The following is a 17,489-nucleotide window of genomic DNA, read 5'->3' as shown; positions in this document are numbered from 1 at the left end:
ACCGTAGTGTGGGGACATGGTGAGGCTGACGAAGATCTACACCCGCACCGGCGACGACGGCTCCACCGGGCTGGGCGACTTCAGCCGCACCCGTAAGACCGATCCGCGTCTGGTCGCCTATGCCGATGCCAATGAGGCGAACGCGGCGATCGGTGTGGTGGTCGCGTTGGAGCGGTCCGGCGGCGGGGGCGGTGGCCTCGGCCCGGAGGTGCTGGCCGTGCTGCTGCGGGTGCAGAACGACCTGTTCGACGTGGGTGCCGATCTCTGTGTGCCGTTGAAGGCCGAGTACGAGTATCCGCCGCTGCGGGTGCAGCCGGCCTGGATCGACGAGCTGGAGGCGGACTGCGACCGGTACAACGCCGAGGTGCCGAAGCTGACGTCGTTCATCCTGCCCGGTGGCAGTGTCGCGGCCGCGCAGCTGCACGTCGCGACGACGGTGGTGCGGCGGGCCGAGCGGTCGGCGTGGGCGGCGGTCGAGCAGTACGGCACCGGTGACGTCGACGGCGTCAATCCGCTCACCGCGAAGTACCTGAACCGGCTCTCGGACCTGTTGTTCATCCTGTCCCGCTACGCCAACCGCGACGCGGGCGACGTGCTCTGGCAGCCGGGCGGTGGGCGCGCGGAAGCGCCGGAACGGGGTTAGCCTCGAGATCATGCGGCTGACGAAGTTCGAGCACTCCTGCGTCCTCGTCGACGACGGCGACGCCCGCATCCTCATCGATCCCGGCGGCTTCTCGCACGGCTTCGAGACGCTGACCGGCCTGACGGCGGTGCTGGTCACCCACCAGCATCCCGATCACCTCGACGTCGACCGGCTGCCCGCGCTGCTCGCGGCCAACCCCGACGCCACCCTGTACACCGACGGCGCCAGCGCGGCCGTCCTCGCCGAGTCGGGCATCGCCGCCACCGCCGTCCAGCCGGGCGAGCGGCTGCACGCCGGCACCAGCGTCGACGTGTTCGGCGGCCAGCACGCGGTGATCCACCCCGACGTGCCGGTCATCCCGAACGTCGCGTACCTGATCGGCGGCCGGTTCCTGCACCCCGGCGACTCCTTCACCATCCCCGACGTCGACGTCGAGATCCTCGGCCTGCCCACCGCGGCGCCGTGGCTCAAGGCGAGCGAGTCGGCCGACTACCTGCGGGCGCTGACGCCGAACGTCGCGATCCCGATCCACGAGGCGCTGCTGGCCGTGCCGGGCTTCTTCTACAACCTGTACGAGAAGCTCGCGCCGGAAGAGACGGAGCTGCGCGTCGTGGCTCCCGGCGGCACGTTCGAGGCCTGACCCCACGACAAGGGACAATGGAGACGTGACCGAAGGCAGCCACCGACGCCCCCAGCTGCGGCCCGACATGCCCGAACTGCTCGGCGACCCCGATCCGGCCGACCGCACCGCCGTCGCGCACGCCACGGCCGCCGCCGTCCTGCAGGCCGCCCGGTCCGAACCCGGCGCCGCGCCGCGGCTGCTGGACCTCGCCGACCGCCTCGGCCTCGACGAGATGGCCGAGCTGTGGCGCGGCTCCGGCGCCGACACGCTGCCCGGCACGCTGTGGTCGCTCTACCTGCTGCGCAGCTGGGTGCACCGCAACGGCGCCGGGGCGGCCCGCGTCTTCGCCGTCGGCGAGCGGGTCGCCGAGGTGTCGACGGCCGTCGCGGGCGTCGCGCACCCGCCCGGCCCCGCCGAGGTCGCCGCCCTCGGTGACGCGGTGCTGACCAGCGCGTTCACCGGCGACTTCGCGGTCGCGCTGGAACGTGCGGCCGCGTTCTGCCGCGTCGTCGCCGCCGGCCGGGCCCACTCCGCCGACGACATGGCGCACGAGGACGGTCAGCGGCAGACCCGCCTGGCGCGGGGCAACCTGCGCATGGCGGAGGAGCTCGAACGCGCTGCGGCGTTGTGGCGGCGGGACGACCTCCACTAGGTCGCTACCTGCGGTCCGCGAACGGGAGGGGGACGCCGGCTCCGCCCGCCTCGCTCGTTCCTCGCTCGGACGCCCGCAGCCTACCCCTGCCGGCGTCCCCCTCCCGCTCGCTCCGCTGGGTGCCGCAGCTTGCGCTACGCCTTGGCGAACGAGGGGGAGAGGGGGTTGGGGACGGTGCCGACGGCGGAGATGACGGGGCGTTCGGGGTCGTCGGTGTAGCCGCGTTCGAACAGCCGCAGCCGATTGAGGCACAGCTTCGGGAACGTCGGCGACTCGAGGTCGAACAGCGTGAACCGGTCGGCCAGCTCACCGCGGAACCGGTCCTGGTAGGCCGCCAGCACCGAGCGGGCCGACCCCCAGAACGTCGCCTCGGGCACGTCCAGCCGGTCGGCGCAGATCTCCGCCAGATACCGGTACACGCAGATCAGCAGCCCGTTCTGCAGGTACTTCCGCAGCGTCTTGCCGTCCAGGACGACATCGGCCAGCGCCGAGCGCACGGCAGGCGGCAGGCCGGCGTGTTCCGGCAGCGACTCGGAGCAGATCGCGAGGTCGTCGACGAAGTCCTTGACGACCAGCCGCGTCGGCACGCCGTCACGGTGGACGATCATGCAGTTCTGCCCGTGCGGCGAGAACATCGCGCCGTACTTGTACAGCACGTGCAGCAGCGGCGGCAGCACGGCCGCGTGCAGCCGCGCCACCCACTCCGACGCCGGCAGCCCGCTCCGGTCTACCAGCGCCTGCGCGAACGTCCCGCCGGACGGGTCGACGTGCAGTAGCGCGGCCAGCGAGACGGCCTGTTCGCCGGGCCGGAGGTAGGGCTGCACGGGCTCGCGCCAGATCGCCCCGAGCAGCTCGGTGTACTGGTACGGCACCCCGGGCAGGCCCGCGTACACCGGGTGCGCGACGCTGACGCCGGCCAGCTCGCCGAGCAGGATCAGCCCGGTCTCGGGCAGGAACGCGTCGCCGTCGACGACCGACGACAGCCAGGACGTCAACGCCGGCGCGGCCAGCGTCCGCTCACGCGGCAGCCCGCGGTAGACCGACGTGTTGAGGATGGACAGCGGCAGCTTGAGGTAGCGCCGGGCCGGGTCGTCGAGGTCGGTCATGGTGCGGATGGCCAGCTGCGGCCGGTACCGCGCCGGACCCTCGCCCAGGAACACCAGCTCGCCGCGGGCCAGTTGCGGCGCGTGCAGCGGCAGGATGCGGTGCTCCCACTGCCACGGGTGCACGGGCACGAACACGCAGGTCGACGGGTCCAGCCCGCCGAGTTGCGCCCCGGCCCGCAGCGCCTCGAACGCCGCGTCCCCGACCTGCTCGCGCACCACCGCGTGGTGGTCCGGCCCGGCGGCGTCCGCGACATCCGGCGACGCGGCCAGCCACAGCAGCCGCACGTCGGCGCGGGCCTCCGGCGGGTACGCCGCGAGGTCGCCGGCGCCGAACCCGACCCGGCCCTTGTTCGCGACGATCCACGGATGCCCGGTCAGCTCGGCCTCGACCAGCACCGGCTCGAGGTCGACGAGCTCGGCCGCGGGCCGCGCGGCCGCCAGCTGCCGCGCGTCCGTCAGCAGGGTGGACGACAGTTCCGCCACGGCTCCGGCGACGGTGGACGCCTCGGCTCCCGCGGCGCCCAGCACCGCGGTGAACACGGCCGCGGCGTCGGGCAGCGGCCCGCCGCCCTCGACCGCCAGCGACGACGGCAGCACGCGCCACCAGCCCAGCTCCCGCCGCACCGCCCGTCCCGTCAGCGTCGCGCCCGGCAACGGCACCGACACCGCGCCGGACAGCGTCAGGATCTCCTCGTAGCCGAACTCGGTGAGCAGCTTCGCGATCAGCTCGCGGTTCGCCCGCTCCCAGTGCTCCAGGTCAGGTGCGGTCATGCGAGCGGGCCTCCGAAGCTCTGGTAGACGGTGCGGTCGCGGACCGGGTAGACCTCGCGGCCGGCGAGCGCGTTGACGATGACGGAGTTGCGGTGCGCGCCGAGCCCGAGGTCGGGTGCGCCGACGCCGTGCGTGTGCAGCTCGGCGTTCTGCGCGAACAGCGTCGACGGCGCGCCGGAGGCCAGCGTCAGCCGGTAGTCCAGCGCGACCTCCGGGCGCCCGGCGCCGTCCAGTGCGACCAGCCCGGACGGCACCGGCAGCGGCGCCGGCTCGTGCCCCGTCCCCAGCACGACGACGTCGGTGTCGCGGGTGAACGCGCGGTCCTGGTCGCGGTGGTGCCAGTGCAGTCGCCAGCGCCGTCCGGGCAGCGGCGACGGCTCGATCGAGCGCAGCTCGCACGCGCCCGCGTACACCACCGGAGGGTCGGCGCGGTCGACCGTCGCCTCGTACAGCAGGTCGTAGATGCGCTCGCTGGTCTCGGCCGACAGGCCCTTGTAGAGCAGGTCCTGCCCGGCGCGGAGCTCGTCCCTCGTCGACGGCGGCAGGCCGTGGAAGTACGCCGTGTACTCGGGCGTGAAGTGCTCGAGCCCGAGCTTGGAGTACTCCATCGGCAGGAACCCGCGCGACCGGGTGAACCAGTCCACCGTCAGCCCGCCGGGCAGCCCGCCGGGCAGCCCGGCCTCGAGCAGGTCGGCGACGACCTCGCCGGCGCTCTGCCCGGATCCGACGACGGTGACGGCGGACGCGGTGACGGCCTTCTCGCGGTACGTCAGGTAGTCCTCGGTGTGGAAGACGTCCTGTCCCAGCACGGGCCGGGCGACGGCGGGGACGGCCGGCCGGGTGCCGACGCCGAACACGACGGATCGGGCCCGATGGTCCTCGACGCCGGCGGCGGTCTCGACGCTGACCCGCCAGCCGTCGCCGTCCGGCTCGACCGCCGTGACCCGGGCCCCGAACCGGCACGACGGCAGCGACTCGGCGACCCAGCGGGCGTACGCGTCGTACTCGGCTCGCGGCACGTGGAACCGCTCGTAGAAGTAGAACCGGTACAGCCGGCCGCGCTCGTGCAGGTAGTTGAGGAAAGACCACCGGCTGGTGGGGTCGGCCAGCGTCACGAGGTCGGCCAGGAACGGCACCTGCAGCGTGGTGCCCGGCAGCATGAGGCCCGGGTGCCAGGCGAACCGCGGCGCCGCCTCGAAGAACACCGCGTCGACGTCGCCGACCGGGTCGAGCAGGGCCGCGAGGCCCAGGTTGAACGGCCCCAGGCCGACGCCGATGACGTCGTGGCCGGTCATTTGAGCACCCCCACCGCGGCGCGGTCGCCCGGCCACCGCGCGTCGAACTCCGTCCGCTCGCAGGCCAGGACGGCCGCCCGCTTCTCCGGCAGCTCCACCTCGCCCAGCGACGTCAGCCCGAGCCGCCGGCAGTAGGCCAGCATGCGCCCGTTGCGCACGTCGGGCTCGCATACGGCGCGTTCGCCATGGTTCAGCAGCCAGGCCAGCACGGCGCGGCCCATCAGCCGCGGCACACCGGTGCCGATCATCGACAGCGGCCCGACCAGCAGGTGGAAGCCGACGTCGCCGGGCCGGGCCGGGTAGTGCCGCGCCAGCGCGTCGTCCGCCACGACGTACGTCTCGACGTAGCCGAACGGGACCTCGCCGGCCGACACCAGCCACGGCCGCAGGTGCGTCAGCCCGGCCAGGTAGGCGTGGATCTCCGGCGCCGACACGCCCAGCTGCCACCACGGCACGACGTGCGAGCGGTTCATCCAGTCGTGGATCAGCTCGGTGTCGGCGGACGCCCGGACCGGCGCGAACGTCAACTCCGTCGTCGCGCCCGGCAGCGTGACGGACCACGTCATGCGCCCACCCCCAGCAGCGGGTTCGGCAGCGACACGTACACCGACTGGGTCGAGATGTCGCCGACCAGCTCGTCGAGGTCGTGCGCGCGGGTCAGCAGGTTGGCCTTGCACGGCCAGCGGTCGTCGTCGAGCAGCCGGTCGAGCAGCGTGGCCGGGTAGCGCCCGCCGCGCGAACGTTCGTCCGTCAGCACCCTGCGCAGGTCGCCGAGGAGGACGGACTCGTCGGCCGTCGGGCCGAGCGCGTTGATCACCCCCAGCGTGAGGTTGACGAACAGGTAGTAGACCAGCCGCTCGTCGGCGAGGTCCTCCGGGAAGATCGACTCGGTCACCTCGCCCAGCCCGGGCACGACGGCGACGAGGTCGTCGTGCGCGGCGGCGCGGTGGAAGTAGCCCTGGCTGTCGCGGTACACGCCGCGGACCGGCCAGCCGTTCTCGAGCTCGACCAGGGTGTTCTGCTGGTGCGCCTCGAAGCACAGGCCGACGTCGAGGTAGAGCCGGACCAGCGACCGCACCACGACGTCGCAGAACCGGCCGAACCACTCGCGGGCGACGACGTGCTCGGCCCGGTGTTCGCGATTGCTGATGGCCGCGATGATGGCGGCCAGCCGGCTGCGGCCGCCGTACGGGTGGTCCTGGCAGAGCGTGGTGAGCGCGCTGACGTCGGACGGGCCGTGGCGGTCCCAGCGGTTCTCCCGGAGCAGGACGGAGAAGCCGTCCAGGGTGGCGCCGTCGCGGGCCAGCGTCAGGTAGGCGGGGTCCTGGACGAGGTCGAAGTGCGGTGCGGCCTCGCGCGTGCGAGCGCCGACGAGGGTGCGCGCGAGCGCCGCCGACTCGACCGCGCGGTCCAGCTCCTTCGGCAGCGTCACCCGCATGGAGTTCGTCACGCGCACGTGCAGGCTGAACTTCAGCTGCCATGCCGCGTCGGCGCGGTACACCGTGCGCACCGACGTGGTGGGCAGGAACGGCGCGCCCCAGGCGCCGAGGTCGACCACCGCGCCGGTGTCGAACAGGTCCGCCGTCAGCGGGTCGGCGGCCAGCCGGTCGGCCTCGTACGGGTGCGCCGGGATCAGGACGCGATCTGCGCCGACGGCGTCGCGGGTCGCTCGCAGGGCGGCCTGGTCGACCGCCGGATCGTCGCGCAGCAGCGCCTCCGCCAGCTCCGGCGCCGGTGTGCCGAGGGCGCTGCCGTGCCGGACGAGGTCGCGGTCGACTGCCAGCCAGCGCAGCGCGAACCGGCCGCCGGTCTCGGGGGAGAACCGCTGCCGCGCGACGGCGCCCAGCTCGCCCCTGCTCTTCGGGGTCGGGTGCACCAGGTGCCCGAGCAGCAGCGCCTGCTCCGTGGCGGCGAACGGCAGCGGCTCGGCCGACCACAGCCGGTCGATCTCGTCCGCCCGGCCGTCGAGGTACCCGGCGACGGCGGCGGCGCTGTCGAGGACCCGGGTGAGGAGCGGCTCGATCCGCAGGCCGCTGCCGGGCAGGGTGTCGGCGAGCAGGACGGCCAGCTGGGCGAGCCCGACGGGGCGCGGCTCGCCGTCGCCGAGCTGGAGCAGCGCGGGCAGTTCCAGCTGGTGCCGGTAGGTCGCCGAGACGCGCCGGACGCCGACCAGCAGGCGAGCGTTCCAGCGCGGCAGCGGGATGACGATGCGCGGCCGGTCGGTGTTCGCCTCCGCTGTGTCGCCCGGGCCTGTCCCCGCGGCGTTGCTCGTGCTCGCGACCGCCGCGTCGCCGGTCGCGGCGGAGTTTGTCGGTGCGCGCCCGTAGAGTGAATGGCCCACCCGGCCGGGAGGGGTTCGCTCGCCATGGGGTGGCCCGCCATGGGTTGGCCCGCCGTGGGTTGGCCCGCCGTGGGTTGGCCCGCCCAGTTCGCCGCCGGCGGCTTCGAGCGTCCAGCCCGGCACCTCGCGCAGCCAGCACGCCAGCAGCGCGTGCGCCGTCGCGTCGTCGGCGGCCTGGGTGGGCGTCGGGGCGGCGGTCTCGAGCAGGCCGGTCATGCCGCCTCCCGTTCCGCCGTCGCCTCGGCCGCGACCGCGGCGAGCAGGGCGGCGACGTCGTCGTGGCTGGTCAGTGGGTTGGTGAAGGTGAGCTTCAGGGCGACGCGGCCGCGGTGACGGGTGCGGCCGACGACGGCCCGGCCCGACGTCAGCAAGCGGCGCTGGACGTCGACGTTCAGCTGGTCCAGCCGCGACTCGTCGACGCCGTCGGGGCGGCAGCGGAACAGCACGGTCACCGTCTGCGGCGGCGCCATCAGCTCGAGGCCGGGCCGGCGGCGGACCGCCTCGCCGGCCATCGCCGCGAGGTCGACCAGGTGCTCGACCAGCCCGGCCAGCCGCCGCCGTCCGGTGGCGCGCAGCGAGACCAGGATCTTCAGCGCGTCGAACCGGCGCGACGTGTCCAGCGACCGGTCGACCAGGTTGAGCACGTCGTCGTCCTCGGTGCGGTTGAGGTAGTCGGCCGGCTCGCGCACGCTGCCCAGCGACGCCGCGGAGCGGACCAGCAGCGCGCTCGCGCCGATCGGCTGCCACCAGAGCTTGTGCAGGTCGGCGGTGATGGAGTCGGCCCGCTCCAGCCCGGCCACCAGCGGCCGCAGCCGGTCGCTGAGCACCAGCGCCGACCCGACGGCCGCGTCGACGTGGAACCACGCGCCACAAGCGGCGGCGCGGTCGGCCAAAGCGGTCAGCGGGTCGACGGCGCCGGTGTCGGTGGTGCCGGCGGTCCCGACGACGGCGATCGGCACGCCGCCGGTCTGGTCCAGCTGCGACAGCGTCCGGTCCAGTGCGGCGACGTCCATGCGCCCGTCGTCGTCGGTGCCGACGGCGACGACGGCGTCGCGGCCCAGCCCCAGCACGGCGGCGGCCTGCCGGATGCTGACGTGCGCGCCGGCCGACGCGAGGATGCGCCAGCGCGCGGCGCCGGCCGGCAGCCCGTTGACGTTCGCCCCGCCGGCGGCGTGGTCGCGGGCGAGCAGCAGCCCGAGCAGGTTGGACGCCGTCCCGCCGGAGGTCAGCACCCCGGACGCGGCCGCCGGCAGCCCGATCAGCGCGGCCAGCCGGGCGACCAGGCGGTCCTCGACGTACGTCGCCATCGGCGCCTGGTCGTAGGAGTCCATCGACTGGTTCGTCGCGGCGATCGCCAGCTCCGCCGCGACCGCCGTCAGCAGCGTCGGCGGGTGCAGGTGGGCGGCGCACCACGGGTCCGTGACCCGCGCGCCCTGCGCGAGTACCGTCCGCCCGACGTCCGCCAGCACCTCGCCGAGCGGCTCGGCGTCGTCCGGCAGCGGCTCGATCGCCTCGGCGGTCTCGCGCAGCCGCGCCGGTCCGGCGGACGGGAACGGGCCGCGCTCGTCCGTCGCGGCCAGGACGGCGAGCACCTCGGTGACGGCGTCGCGCAGCGCGTCGTGCGCCGCCGGGCTGCCGTCGAGGAAGAGCGGCGCGGTCACCGCTCGGACCCGTCCTCGGCGTGGACGGCCCGCAGCGCCGCGCCGAACGCGTCGATCACGCGGTCGATCTCCTCGTCGGTGATGACCAGCGGCGGCAGGAACCGGACGACGGCGTCGTGGCTGCCGCCGACCTCGACGATGACGCCTCGGTCGAGCATCGCCCGCTGGACGCGGCCGGCCAGCCAGCCGTCCGGCACCGGGACCCCGTCGGCGTCGACCACGCCCGGGTCGACCAGCTCGGCGCCGGCCATGAGGCCGCGGCCGCGCACGTGCCCGACCCGCGGGTCGTCCGCGGCGACGGTGAGCAGCCCTTCGGTCAGACGGCGGCCGGCTTCGCGGGCCCGCTGCGCCAGCCCGGCGCGGACCACCTCGCGGATCGTGGCGGCGCCCGCCGCCAGCGCCAGCGTCTGGCCGCGGAACGTGCCCGCGTGCGCGCCCGGCTGCCAGCCGTCCAGCTCGCCACGGTGGACGATGACCGCCAGCGGCAGGCCGCCGCCGATCGCCTTCGACAGCACCAGGACGTCCGGGTCCAGCCCGATCGCGTCGCTCGCCCACAGGTCGCCGGTGCGGCCGAGCCCCGTCTGCACCTCGTCGGCGATGAGGACGGTGCCGGTGGCCCGGGTGCTGCGCCGGACGGTCGCGGCGAACGTCGCGGGCATGGGGTGCACGCCGCCCTCGCCCTGCACCGGCTCGGCGATGACGGCGGCCGGCGTCGCGATGCCGCTGAGGTCGTCCGTCAGCGCCCACTCGACCAGCCGGCCGGCCATCGCGGCGCCGTCCTCGAGGCCGAAGGGCGAGCGGAACGCCGTCGGGAACGGCAGATGATGGACGTCGGGCAGGAGCGTGCCCAGCGGCTCCTTCACTGACTTGCGGCCGGTGAGCGCGAGCGTGCCCTGCGTCATACCGTGGTAGGCGCCGCCGAACGCGACCAGGCCGGAGCGGCCGGTGGCGGTGCGGGCCAGCTTGACCGCGGCCTCGACGGCGTCGGCGCCGGTCGGGCCGCAGAACAGGACGCGCCCGTCGCGCAGGTGCTCGGGCAGGACGGCGAACAGCTGCTCGACGAACCGGTCCCGGACCGGCGTCGGCAGGTCCAGCGTCGACAGCGGCGTTCCCTCGTCGAGCGCGTCCCGCAGCGCCTGGACGACGACCGGGTGGTGGTGGCCGAGGGCCAGCGCACCGGCGCCGGCGAGGCAGTCGAGGTACTCGCGGCCGTGGTGGTCGCGGACGGTGGACCCCTGGGCCGACGCGAGCGCGACGGGCAGCCGGCGCGGGTAGGAGCGGGCGGAGGATTCTCGGTGGCGCTGGCGTTCCAGCAGGTCATCGGCGGTTTCGGCGGTTCCGGTTGCCGGCGGTTCGGCGAGCCTGAGACCCTCGTGGTACGCCACGGGCGCGGTCCTTTCACGGGGAATGATCGACAGTCAACTAGGTTTGCCTAACCTAACCCAGACTGCAAGCGATCTGGTCAGGTCCCCGTCTGCTCCGCCAGGCTGCCGGTGAGCGTGCCCTCGATGGCGACGGCGATGCAGACCACCGATCGGTCCTGCGGCCAGGCGCGCTCGTCGGGATACAGGTAGAAGAGGCCGACGTTCGGGTCGTCGTAGGCCCGGGTCGAGTAGGTGTACAGCGCGTCGGCGCAGCGCTGGTCCGCCTGGGCGACGACGCCGTCGGTACCCGGGTGGGCGTCGCCGGTGAGGTCGAACTGTGCGTACACCTCGGCCTCGTGCGGTTCGGAGCACGGGACGGCCGGCAGCGACCTGACGTAGCTGTCGGCCTCGATGTCGCGCACGCCGTTGACGCAGTCGCCGATCTCGACGTCGAAGGCCGACAGCGAGCCCTCGTCGGTGATCTGGCCGGCGTCGTCGCGGTCGGGCTCGCTGACCGTGGCGTAGACCCCGGCCGTCACGAGACCCGCCAGCCAGAGGCCGGCGCAGATCAGGCCCGCGATGGCCAGCCCGCGGCCCTGCTGACGGCCGTTCGCCGTGCGGCCGAGAGCGATGACGCCGAAGATGATCGCCAGCGGGATGCCGCCGATGATGCCGAACACGAGTGCCGCGGTGGCCATGCCGCTCGTGCCCGGCACGGGTTCCGGCGGCGGTGCGACCGGCCAGGGGCTCGGCGGGCCGTACGGCGTTCCGGCGGGGGCGTACGGCATCGGCCGGCGCGCGGCGGCGGCGCGGTGCTCACCGTAGGAGGGCGGCCCGGGCGTGGGCGTGGCGTACGGGTTCCGCTCGGCCGGCGGGGTCGGCGCCTCGGGCTCGGACATGGCCGCAATGTAGCGCCGGGTCCGGACTCAATCCCCACCACGTGACATGCCATACCTCTCGTGCGAAACGTCACAAAACGATAACCTCGGCGGACATCGGTCGATCTTGACTGGTCCTGCCCCCCTGTCGGTTCTGCGGAGAGGAACGCCTTCATGAGACGTACCGGTCACTCCCGTTCGAGTCGTCGCACCGTCATGCTGGCCGCGGCCGCCGTCCTGGCCGTCCCCGCGGTCGCCGTCCCCGCCGCCGTGGGTGCGGCGTCGCCGTCGGCGCCGTCCACCGCGGCCGCCGATCTGCCCAGCGGCAACACCGCCTACCGCACGCTGGCCGACTACGAGGCCGACCTGGCCGAACTGGTCGCCGACCACCCCGACCTCGTCAAACCGATCACGCTGCCCTACCCGACGACGTCCGGGCGCACCGTCCGCGGCGTCGAGATCAGCACGAACGTCAACGCCGACGACGGCAAGCCGACCTTCGTCGACGTCGGCATGCACCACGGCAACGAGTTCCCGAGCGGCGAGCTGACCATGGAGTTCGCCATCGACCTCGTCCAGCGCGCCGCCGCCGGCGACCGCGAGGTCACCCGGCTGCTCGACCGCGCCCGCGTCGTCGTCGTGCCGATCGTCAACGTCGACGGGTTCGTGCGCGGTCGCCGCCAGACCGACACCAACGTCGACATGAACCGCAACTACGGCCTGGGCTGGCTGCCGATCTCGACCGGCGGCGCGGCCGCGTGGTCGGAGCCGGAGTCGCGGAACATCGAGTGGCTGCTGTCGACTCGGCAGGCGACGGTGTTCAACACCCAGCACACCTGCATCCAGGTCGTCCTGTACCCGCCGCTGCAGCTCGCCGCCGGGCCCGCCCAGGACGTCGACCGGCTGCATGCGCTCGCGTCCGAGGTCGCGTCGATCTACGGCCCGGGCTACAAGGCGCTGCCGTCGGCGGAGGACTACGAGACGACCGGTGAGGCGATCGACTGGGCCTACTACGCCACCCGCGGGCTCGCGCTGACCACCGAGACCTGCCCCGACGCGGGTGTCGCGCGGACGTACGAGACCCAGGTGCTCGACGTGTACGACGAGCACCGCGAGGCGATGACGACCATGCTCGCGACCGCCGCCGACCCCGACCAGTACGCCGTCATCGACGGCAAGGGGCCGAAGGGCGCCGTGCTGCGCATCACGAAGGCGTTCGACATGTACACCAGCCCCTACGCCCAGCCGGACGGCGCCACCCGGCCGTCGTCGTTCACGACCACGCTGACGTCTGACCTCGCGCTCGGGCGGAACGGCAAGTTCGAGTGGGCCGTGAACCCGTCGTACCGGCCGATCCCGGCGTACCAGGAGGACGGGGTGCACGGGTTCCAGACCGGGTTCTACGAGGAGCCGTGGATCCTGACCTGCGAACGCCCCGACGGCACCGTCCTCCAGACCGTCCCCGTCAACGTCGACCTCGGCGAAACCGTCACCGTCGACCTCAAGGAGTGCCGCCGCGACTTCCACCGGTCGCGGCCGTGACGTAGTCCGCTGGGGCCCGGCGCCGTGCCGGGCCCCAACGGCGGTCAGCAGGTTTCGACCCTCCGCCGGGATGCCGCCCCGGTCTAGGCGCGCTGGCCCAGCTGCCGGGATGCCGGCGGTCTTGCCGCGCTGGCCCCGACCGTCGGGATGCTGCCGGAGCCGCCGTCACGTTCGGTTGCCGGGCGCGGGCCGCTGCCGCTCTGGTGCCCAGCGGTCGGAACGGCAGCCAGCAAGCCCCAGATCTCAGCCGTCGGCGTCGTCTCCGGAGCCGTGGGCGGCGTAGTAGCGGCGTGACTTGTCGCGCGAGCCGCAGGTGGCCATGCTGCACCAGCGGCGCCGGCCGTTCTTGCTGGTGTCGAGGAACAGCCAGTGGCACGACGGGCAGTCGCCGAGGCGGTGCAGCGGTCCCTGCGTGAGCAGCCCGATCGCCGACGCCGCGACCTCCCAGATCAGCACGCGCAACGTCTGCGGCTGCGCCCACGACATCCGGAACGTCTCGCCGTCGTCGACGAAGCGGCCGCGCGCGATGCCCTCCGTGTGCATGCCGTGCACCACGTCCAGATCGTCGGGCGCCGGCCGTTCGCCGTGCGCCAGCGGCTGGAACACCCGGAACACGGTCTCGCGCAGCTCGCGGGCGACCGGGAGCGTGAACCGCAGACTCGGATCGCCGTCGACGGGGTGCCCGACGGCGCGCGCCCACGTCACGACCTCGTCCGGCGACGCCAGCCAGTCGCGCCGGGCGACCGGGCGCGCGTTGACGGTGTTCGCGAAGTCGAGGCAGAGCGCGTTGCCGACCAGTTCGACGTCGGTCATGCAGGCCAGAATATCTCACCGTTCATCAGGCGTTGACAGGTAAGAACGACGTGTGCCAGAACTACTACCAGTCAAACGGCGATGAAGGGTGAGAATCCGATGCGTGCGCTCCCGGTCTCGTTGGGCCGGTCGTTCAACGGGCTGTGGTTCGGTACCGGGGCGGCGAACCTCGGCGACGGCATGGCGCTGTTCGTGCTGCCGTTGCTGGCGATCGCCGTCGACGCGTCCGCCGGTGGCGTCGCGGCGGTGACGGCGGCGCTGACGCTCGCGTGGCCGGTGTTCGGGCTGCACGCGGGCTGGATCGTCGACCGCGTCGACCGGCGAGCGCTGCTGACCACGGTGAACGTGGTGCGCGGACTGGTGCTGGGCGGGGTCACGGCCGCTTTCCTGATCGACGCGCTGACGCTGCCGCTGATCCTGGTCGCCGCGGTGCTGCTCGGCGTGGCCGAGACGCTGGTCGACACCGCGCTGACCTCGACCATCCCGCTGGTCGTCGAGCCGGCCGGGCGAAGCCGGGCGAACGCGCGCATCGAGGCGACCATCAACGTGACGAACCAGCTGGCCGGCCCGCCGCTCGCCGGTCTGCTGGCCGGCGCGACCCTCGCCCTGGCGACCGGCGCCAGCGCGGCGCTCTACCTCGTCGCCGTCGCCGGGGTGCTCATGATGACGCTGCACCGCCCGGCGCCCGCTCCCGCCGCACCGGCCGGAGCGGACCCCCTCGCGGCCGAAGCGGGCTCCATCGTCGCGGCCCGGGCCGAAGCCGCCGGCCCCGGGGCGTCGCCCGGATCGTCCGCCGGCGCCGGCAGCACCGAAGCGGCCCCGTCGGCCGGCCGCAGGCGGGGCGAGCTGGTCGCCGGGTTCCGGTTCCTGTGGCGCGAGCCGGTCGTGCGGACCCTGACGTTGTTCACGGCGGCCATGAACGTGGTCTGGGCGGTGGCGACCGCGCTGCTCGTCGTCTACGTCGTCGAGCCGGGACCGCTGGGGTTGACGGCCGCGCAGTACGGGCTGCTGCTGACGGGGATGGCGGTCGGCGGGCTGATCGCGTCGGTGCTGGTCGAGCCGCTGCGCCGGTGGGTCGGCACCACCCGCCTGATGATCGCCGACGCCGTCGGGACGGTCCTGTTCGTGGCGCCGGTCGCGTTCGACGCCGGGATCTGGGCGGTCGCGGGCGGCGCCGTCGTCGCGGGGGCGGGGTCGAGCATCTGGCGCATCCTCGCGGGCACGATCCGGCAGAACCTGTCGCCGCCTGAACTGCTCGGCCGCATCTACTCGGCGTCGCGGATGATCAGCTGGGGCGTCATCCCGGCGAGCGCTGCCCTGGCCGGCGTCATCGCGGAGGTGTGGGGGCTGCGGACGGCGTTCGTGGCGGCGACGGTGCTCGGGGTGGCGGTGCTGGCGGCGTTCGTGCCGTTCGCGCTCCGGACGGACCTCGACGCCGCCGTCCGCGGTCCGGCCGGCGACGCGGTCCCGGCGGCGAGCTAGCGGCCCGGCGTCCGGTCCGAGCCGACGACGCGAATGCCGTACTGGTCGATGACGTGGGTGGGGTGGCCGTACTTGTCGGCGTGTCCCTGGGCTACGTGCTCAGCGCTGCCGTAGGACGAGAACCTGCGGCCGGACGTGTTGCAGACCGGGCAGAACGCCCGGTACGACGGCGCCGGGCGCGCATCGGCGCTCTGGCCCTCGGAGGGCACCGGTCTCACCCCTGACCCGTCAACCGAGCCGCGTCCATCGTGCCCCTCCATCCTCGTTGCGCGACGACGTTCACCGGTGCCATCGCCCGAGGGCTCGAAAAGGGCACGGCCCGGCGGCGACCGCGTGACGTCGTCAGCCGCCGACGCGGTGGGTCAGCCGGAGGAGGCGGAAGCCGAGCGCGTCCCCGCGAACGCCGGATAGAGGCGAGGTGGCGGTGCGCCGGCGTCCGGCCAGCGCCGCACCATCGCATCGGCCAACTCGGCGGACCAGACCGCGAGGTCGTGCAGGATGCCGGCCCGGGCGGCGAGCCGCCGGAACACCCCGAGCTGCTGAACCAGTTGGGCGCGCCGCCGCCAGCTGTCGTACGCCGACTGGTCCGTCTGCGCGATCAGCGGAAGGCGGGTCACCCGGCCCGCCAGCGCGGTGGCCGCGCCGACCGCGAGCATCTCGTCGTACGCCGGCCACACGTCGGCCGGAAGCGACTCCGCCAGCACCGCTCGGTACGCGCGGTCGGCGTCATCGACGACGTCGACCGGCAGGACCGACCAGTTCGGGCTGTGGTGAGGAAAGGGGTAGTGCAGGAACGAGACGTCGAAGCCGATGTGCCCGTAGCGGCTGCCCTCGAAGTCGACCAGCCGCACGCCGTGCTCGGTGACGAGCGCGTTGGTCGGGTTGAGGTCGTCGTGCACCAGGGCCGCGAAGGCGCCCGGGTCGTCGAGTTGCGAGCGGACGAACGCGAGGTCGTCCCGCGCGATCCGGGCGTCCGGGAGGCCGAGGTCGGCGCAGGCAGCCTCGACCGCGGACCAGCGACGCGTGCCGCGCGTCCCGGAGTCGCCGCCGGTCGTGACGTCGGCCGCGCCGAACTCGGCCAGGGCCGCCTCGTGGTCGGCGCGGCGTCCCGACGTGCTCGCGTGGAGCCGCCCGACGGCGCGGCCGTACGCCACCATCGCCGCGGCCGCTCGTGCGCGGTCGTCGCCGAGGAGCACCTGCTCCAGCGTCGGCCACGTCCCGAGGTCGGACTGCACGACGACGCCGGCCTCGTCGTCGGCGAGGATCACCCGCGCGGCGATCTCGCTCCGCCCGAGCGTCCGCAACCCGGCGACCTCGCGCCGCAGGTACGCCGGCCCGCCGTGCCCCGCACCGTCGACGCGCCTCGTCTTCACGATGACCGAGCCGCCCACCCCGGGCAGGTCGCGGTCGAACACCAGCCGGGTCACCGGCGCCCAGTGGTGGCCGACTCCGTCCGCCGCCACGACCACCGGTCGTCGCCCGCAGATCGCGGTCAACCCGTGCAGGACGGCGTCTCGTCGCGCGGCGGTCAGTGGATGGTGCACGCTCGGACTCCCCAGGTGGGTCGGACCGCATGGTAGTCATGCTGTCGGACCCACGTGCGAGCATGGCCCGATGGACGACACCGCGCGACCGCTGCGCCGGCCCGAGGCGTCCGTCGCCGTCGAGCACCTGGGCTGGCGGTACCTCCTGGCGCGCTTCCACACCGGCGTGGCGGTGGAGTCGCCGGCCGAGGCGGTCGAGGTGACGGCCACGGCGGTGCGCGCGGCGGGACCGGCGGCCGAGGGTCACCTGCAGGCCGACCTGCGGCCGGGACGCGTGCTGCTCAGCCTGCAGGACGCCGCGCTGGCGAACGTCACCAGCGTCGACGTCGACGCCGCGGCGCGCATCACGACGGCGCTGCGGGCGGCCGGGCGCGAGGCCGACCCCGCGGTCGGCGGGCGGCCGCGGTCGGAGCAGTCGCTCGAGATCGCCATCGACGCGCTCGACATCCCGGCCGTCCGGCCGTTCTGGAAGGCCGTGCTGGCGTACGACGACGAACCCGGGCTGGACGGCCCGACGGACGCGCTGGTCGACCCACTCGGGCAGGGGCCGGCGGTCTGGTTCCAGCAGATGGACGCGCCGCGGCCGCAGCGCAACCGCATCCACATCGACCTCAGCGTCCCGCACGACGAGGCCCGGCGACGGCTCGCGGCGGCGCTCGACGCCGGCGGACGGCTGGTGAACGACGGGCGGGCGCCGGCGTTCTGGGTGCTGGCCGACGCCGAGGGGAACGAGATCTGCATCTGCACCTGGCAGGGACGGGACTGATGCGATGAC

The 17,489-nt window shown here is 74.1% G+C and carries 16 protein-coding genes; 6 read left to right on the top strand and 10 right to left on the bottom strand.

The window, feature by feature from the left end; genetic code table 11:
• Positions 1-16 precede the first annotated feature (16 nt).
• The 3 genes from BLV02_RS20320 to BLV02_RS20310 are packed head-to-tail and all read left to right on the top strand — an operon-like array spanning position 17 to position 1,917.
• Positions 17-643, top strand: a complete 627-nt coding sequence (locus BLV02_RS20320; protein WP_069109877.1) for a cob(I)yrinic acid a,c-diamide adenosyltransferase — start codon at positions 17-19, stop codon at positions 641-643.
• A gap of 10 nt (positions 644-653) precedes the next feature.
• Positions 654-1,283, top strand: a complete 630-nt coding sequence (locus tag BLV02_RS20315) for an MBL fold metallo-hydrolase (protein ID WP_069110249.1) — start codon at positions 654-656, stop codon at positions 1,281-1,283.
• A 25-nt stretch (positions 1,284-1,308) separates the two neighbouring features.
• A complete protein-coding gene (locus tag BLV02_RS20310; RefSeq protein WP_069109876.1) occupies positions 1,309-1,917 on the top strand; it encodes a hypothetical protein in 609 nt (202 codons plus the stop codon).
• 134 nt (positions 1,918-2,051) lie between these two features.
• Here BLV02_RS20310 and BLV02_RS20305 read toward each other — a convergent pair whose 3' ends face one another.
• The 7 genes from BLV02_RS20305 to BLV02_RS20275 all read right to left on the bottom strand — a co-directional run bounded on the left by BLV02_RS20305 (position 2,052) and on the right by BLV02_RS20275 (position 11,354).
• Positions 2,052-3,794 carry an IucA/IucC family protein gene (locus BLV02_RS20305; protein ID WP_069109875.1) on the bottom strand — a complete coding sequence of 581 codons (1,743 nt, stop codon included), beginning with the start codon at positions 3,792-3,794 and terminating at the stop codon, positions 2,052-2,054.
• Positions 3,791-5,089, bottom strand: a complete 1,299-nt coding sequence (locus tag BLV02_RS20300) for a lysine N(6)-hydroxylase/L-ornithine N(5)-oxygenase family protein (protein ID WP_069109874.1) — start codon at positions 5,087-5,089, stop codon at positions 3,791-3,793. Before BLV02_RS20300 ends, BLV02_RS20305 begins: the two co-directional genes overlap by 4 nt.
• A complete protein-coding gene (locus BLV02_RS20295; RefSeq protein WP_069109873.1) occupies positions 5,086-5,655 on the bottom strand; it encodes a GNAT family N-acetyltransferase in 570 nt (189 codons plus the stop codon). The genes BLV02_RS20300 and BLV02_RS20295 overlap by 4 nt, the downstream gene beginning before the upstream one ends.
• On the bottom strand, positions 5,652-7,646 hold the full coding sequence (locus BLV02_RS20290; protein ID WP_069109872.1) for an IucA/IucC family protein: 1,995 nt from the start codon (positions 7,644-7,646) through the stop codon (positions 5,652-5,654). Before BLV02_RS20290 ends, BLV02_RS20295 begins: the two co-directional genes overlap by 4 nt.
• Positions 7,643-9,091: a pyridoxal phosphate-dependent decarboxylase family protein gene (locus BLV02_RS20285; RefSeq protein WP_069109871.1), complete on the bottom strand. Its 1,449-nt coding sequence runs from the start codon at positions 9,089-9,091 to the stop codon at positions 7,643-7,645. The genes BLV02_RS20290 and BLV02_RS20285 overlap by 4 nt, the downstream gene beginning before the upstream one ends.
• Positions 9,088-10,476 carry a diaminobutyrate--2-oxoglutarate transaminase family protein gene (locus tag BLV02_RS20280; RefSeq protein ID WP_083288330.1) on the bottom strand — a complete coding sequence of 463 codons (1,389 nt, stop codon included), beginning with the start codon at positions 10,474-10,476 and terminating at the stop codon, positions 9,088-9,090. Before BLV02_RS20280 ends, BLV02_RS20285 begins: the two co-directional genes overlap by 4 nt.
• A gap of 77 nt (positions 10,477-10,553) precedes the next feature.
• Positions 10,554-11,354 (bottom strand): DUF4190 domain-containing protein, encoded by an 801-nt coding sequence (locus BLV02_RS20275; RefSeq protein WP_069109870.1) that lies wholly within the window; start codon positions 11,352-11,354, stop codon positions 10,554-10,556.
• A 153-nt stretch (positions 11,355-11,507) separates the two neighbouring features.
• Between BLV02_RS20275 and BLV02_RS20270 the strand changes: the two genes are divergently transcribed.
• A complete protein-coding gene (locus BLV02_RS20270; protein ID WP_141711420.1) occupies positions 11,508-12,875 on the top strand; it encodes a M14 family zinc carboxypeptidase in 1,368 nt (455 codons plus the stop codon).
• A gap of 243 nt (positions 12,876-13,118) precedes the next feature.
• Here the strand turns inward: BLV02_RS20270 and BLV02_RS20265 are convergent, their stop codons facing one another.
• A complete protein-coding gene (locus BLV02_RS20265) occupies positions 13,119-13,688 on the bottom strand; it encodes a CGNR zinc finger domain-containing protein (protein WP_069109868.1) in 570 nt (189 codons plus the stop codon).
• A 99-nt stretch (positions 13,689-13,787) separates the two neighbouring features.
• On the opposite strand from BLV02_RS20265, the gene BLV02_RS20260 reads away from it, so the two are divergent.
• The gene (locus BLV02_RS20260) at positions 13,788-15,170 is read left to right on the top strand and encodes an MFS transporter (protein ID WP_069110247.1); all 1,383 of its coding nucleotides are present in this window, start codon (positions 13,788-13,790) and stop codon (positions 15,168-15,170) included.
• On the opposite strand, the gene BLV02_RS20255 is transcribed toward BLV02_RS20260, so the two are convergent.
• Together BLV02_RS20255 and BLV02_RS20250 are read right to left on the bottom strand one after the other, a co-directional pair.
• A complete protein-coding gene (locus BLV02_RS20255; protein ID WP_069109867.1) occupies positions 15,167-15,379 on the bottom strand; it encodes a hypothetical protein in 213 nt (70 codons plus the stop codon). The genes BLV02_RS20260 and BLV02_RS20255 overlap by 4 nt on opposite strands.
• Before the next feature lie 153 nt (positions 15,380-15,532).
• Complete coding sequence (locus tag BLV02_RS20250; protein WP_083288329.1) at positions 15,533-16,714, bottom strand: phosphotransferase family protein; 1,182 nt, start codon at positions 16,712-16,714, stop codon at positions 15,533-15,535.
• Positions 16,715-16,784: 70 nt separating this feature from the next.
• On the opposite strand from BLV02_RS20250, the gene BLV02_RS20245 reads away from it, so the two are divergent.
• Complete coding sequence (locus BLV02_RS20245; protein WP_069109865.1) at positions 16,785-17,480, top strand: VOC family protein; 696 nt, start codon at positions 16,785-16,787, stop codon at positions 17,478-17,480.
• Positions 17,481-17,489: the final 9 nt, after the last annotated feature.

Source organism: Jiangella alba (genome assembly GCF_900106035.1).
GTDB lineage: Bacteria > Actinomycetota > Actinomycetes > Jiangellales > Jiangellaceae > Jiangella > Jiangella alba.
Note: the sequence above shows the minus strand (reverse complement) of the source record. Positions and strands in the feature narration are given on the sequence as shown.

Coding starts and splice junctions, on each gene's coding strand:
- BLV02_RS20290 (WP_069109872.1), bottom strand. CDS start 7,646: ATGACCGGCCTGCTCGAGACCGCCGCCCCGACGCCCACCCAGGCCGCC.
- BLV02_RS20305 (WP_069109875.1), bottom strand. CDS start 3,794: ATGACCGCACCTGACCTGGAGCACTGGGAGCGGGCGAACCGCGAGCTG.
- BLV02_RS20260 (WP_069110247.1), top strand. CDS start 13,788: ATGCGTGCGCTCCCGGTCTCGTTGGGCCGGTCGTTCAACGGGCTGTGG.
- BLV02_RS20320 (WP_069109877.1), top strand. CDS start 17: ATGGTGAGGCTGACGAAGATCTACACCCGCACCGGCGACGACGGCTCC.
- BLV02_RS20275 (WP_069109870.1), bottom strand. CDS start 11,354: ATGTCCGAGCCCGAGGCGCCGACCCCGCCGGCCGAGCGGAACCCGTAC.
- BLV02_RS20300 (WP_069109874.1), bottom strand. CDS start 5,089: ATGACCGGCCACGACGTCATCGGCGTCGGCCTGGGGCCGTTCAACCTG.
- BLV02_RS20270 (WP_141711420.1), top strand. CDS start 11,508: ATGAGACGTACCGGTCACTCCCGTTCGAGTCGTCGCACCGTCATGCTG.
- BLV02_RS20245 (WP_069109865.1), top strand. CDS start 16,785: ATGGACGACACCGCGCGACCGCTGCGCCGGCCCGAGGCGTCCGTCGCC.
- BLV02_RS20295 (WP_069109873.1), bottom strand. CDS start 5,655: ATGACGTGGTCCGTCACGCTGCCGGGCGCGACGACGGAGTTGACGTTC.
- BLV02_RS20265 (WP_069109868.1), bottom strand. CDS start 13,688: ATGACCGACGTCGAACTGGTCGGCAACGCGCTCTGCCTCGACTTCGCG.
- BLV02_RS20315 (WP_069110249.1), top strand. CDS start 654: ATGCGGCTGACGAAGTTCGAGCACTCCTGCGTCCTCGTCGACGACGGC.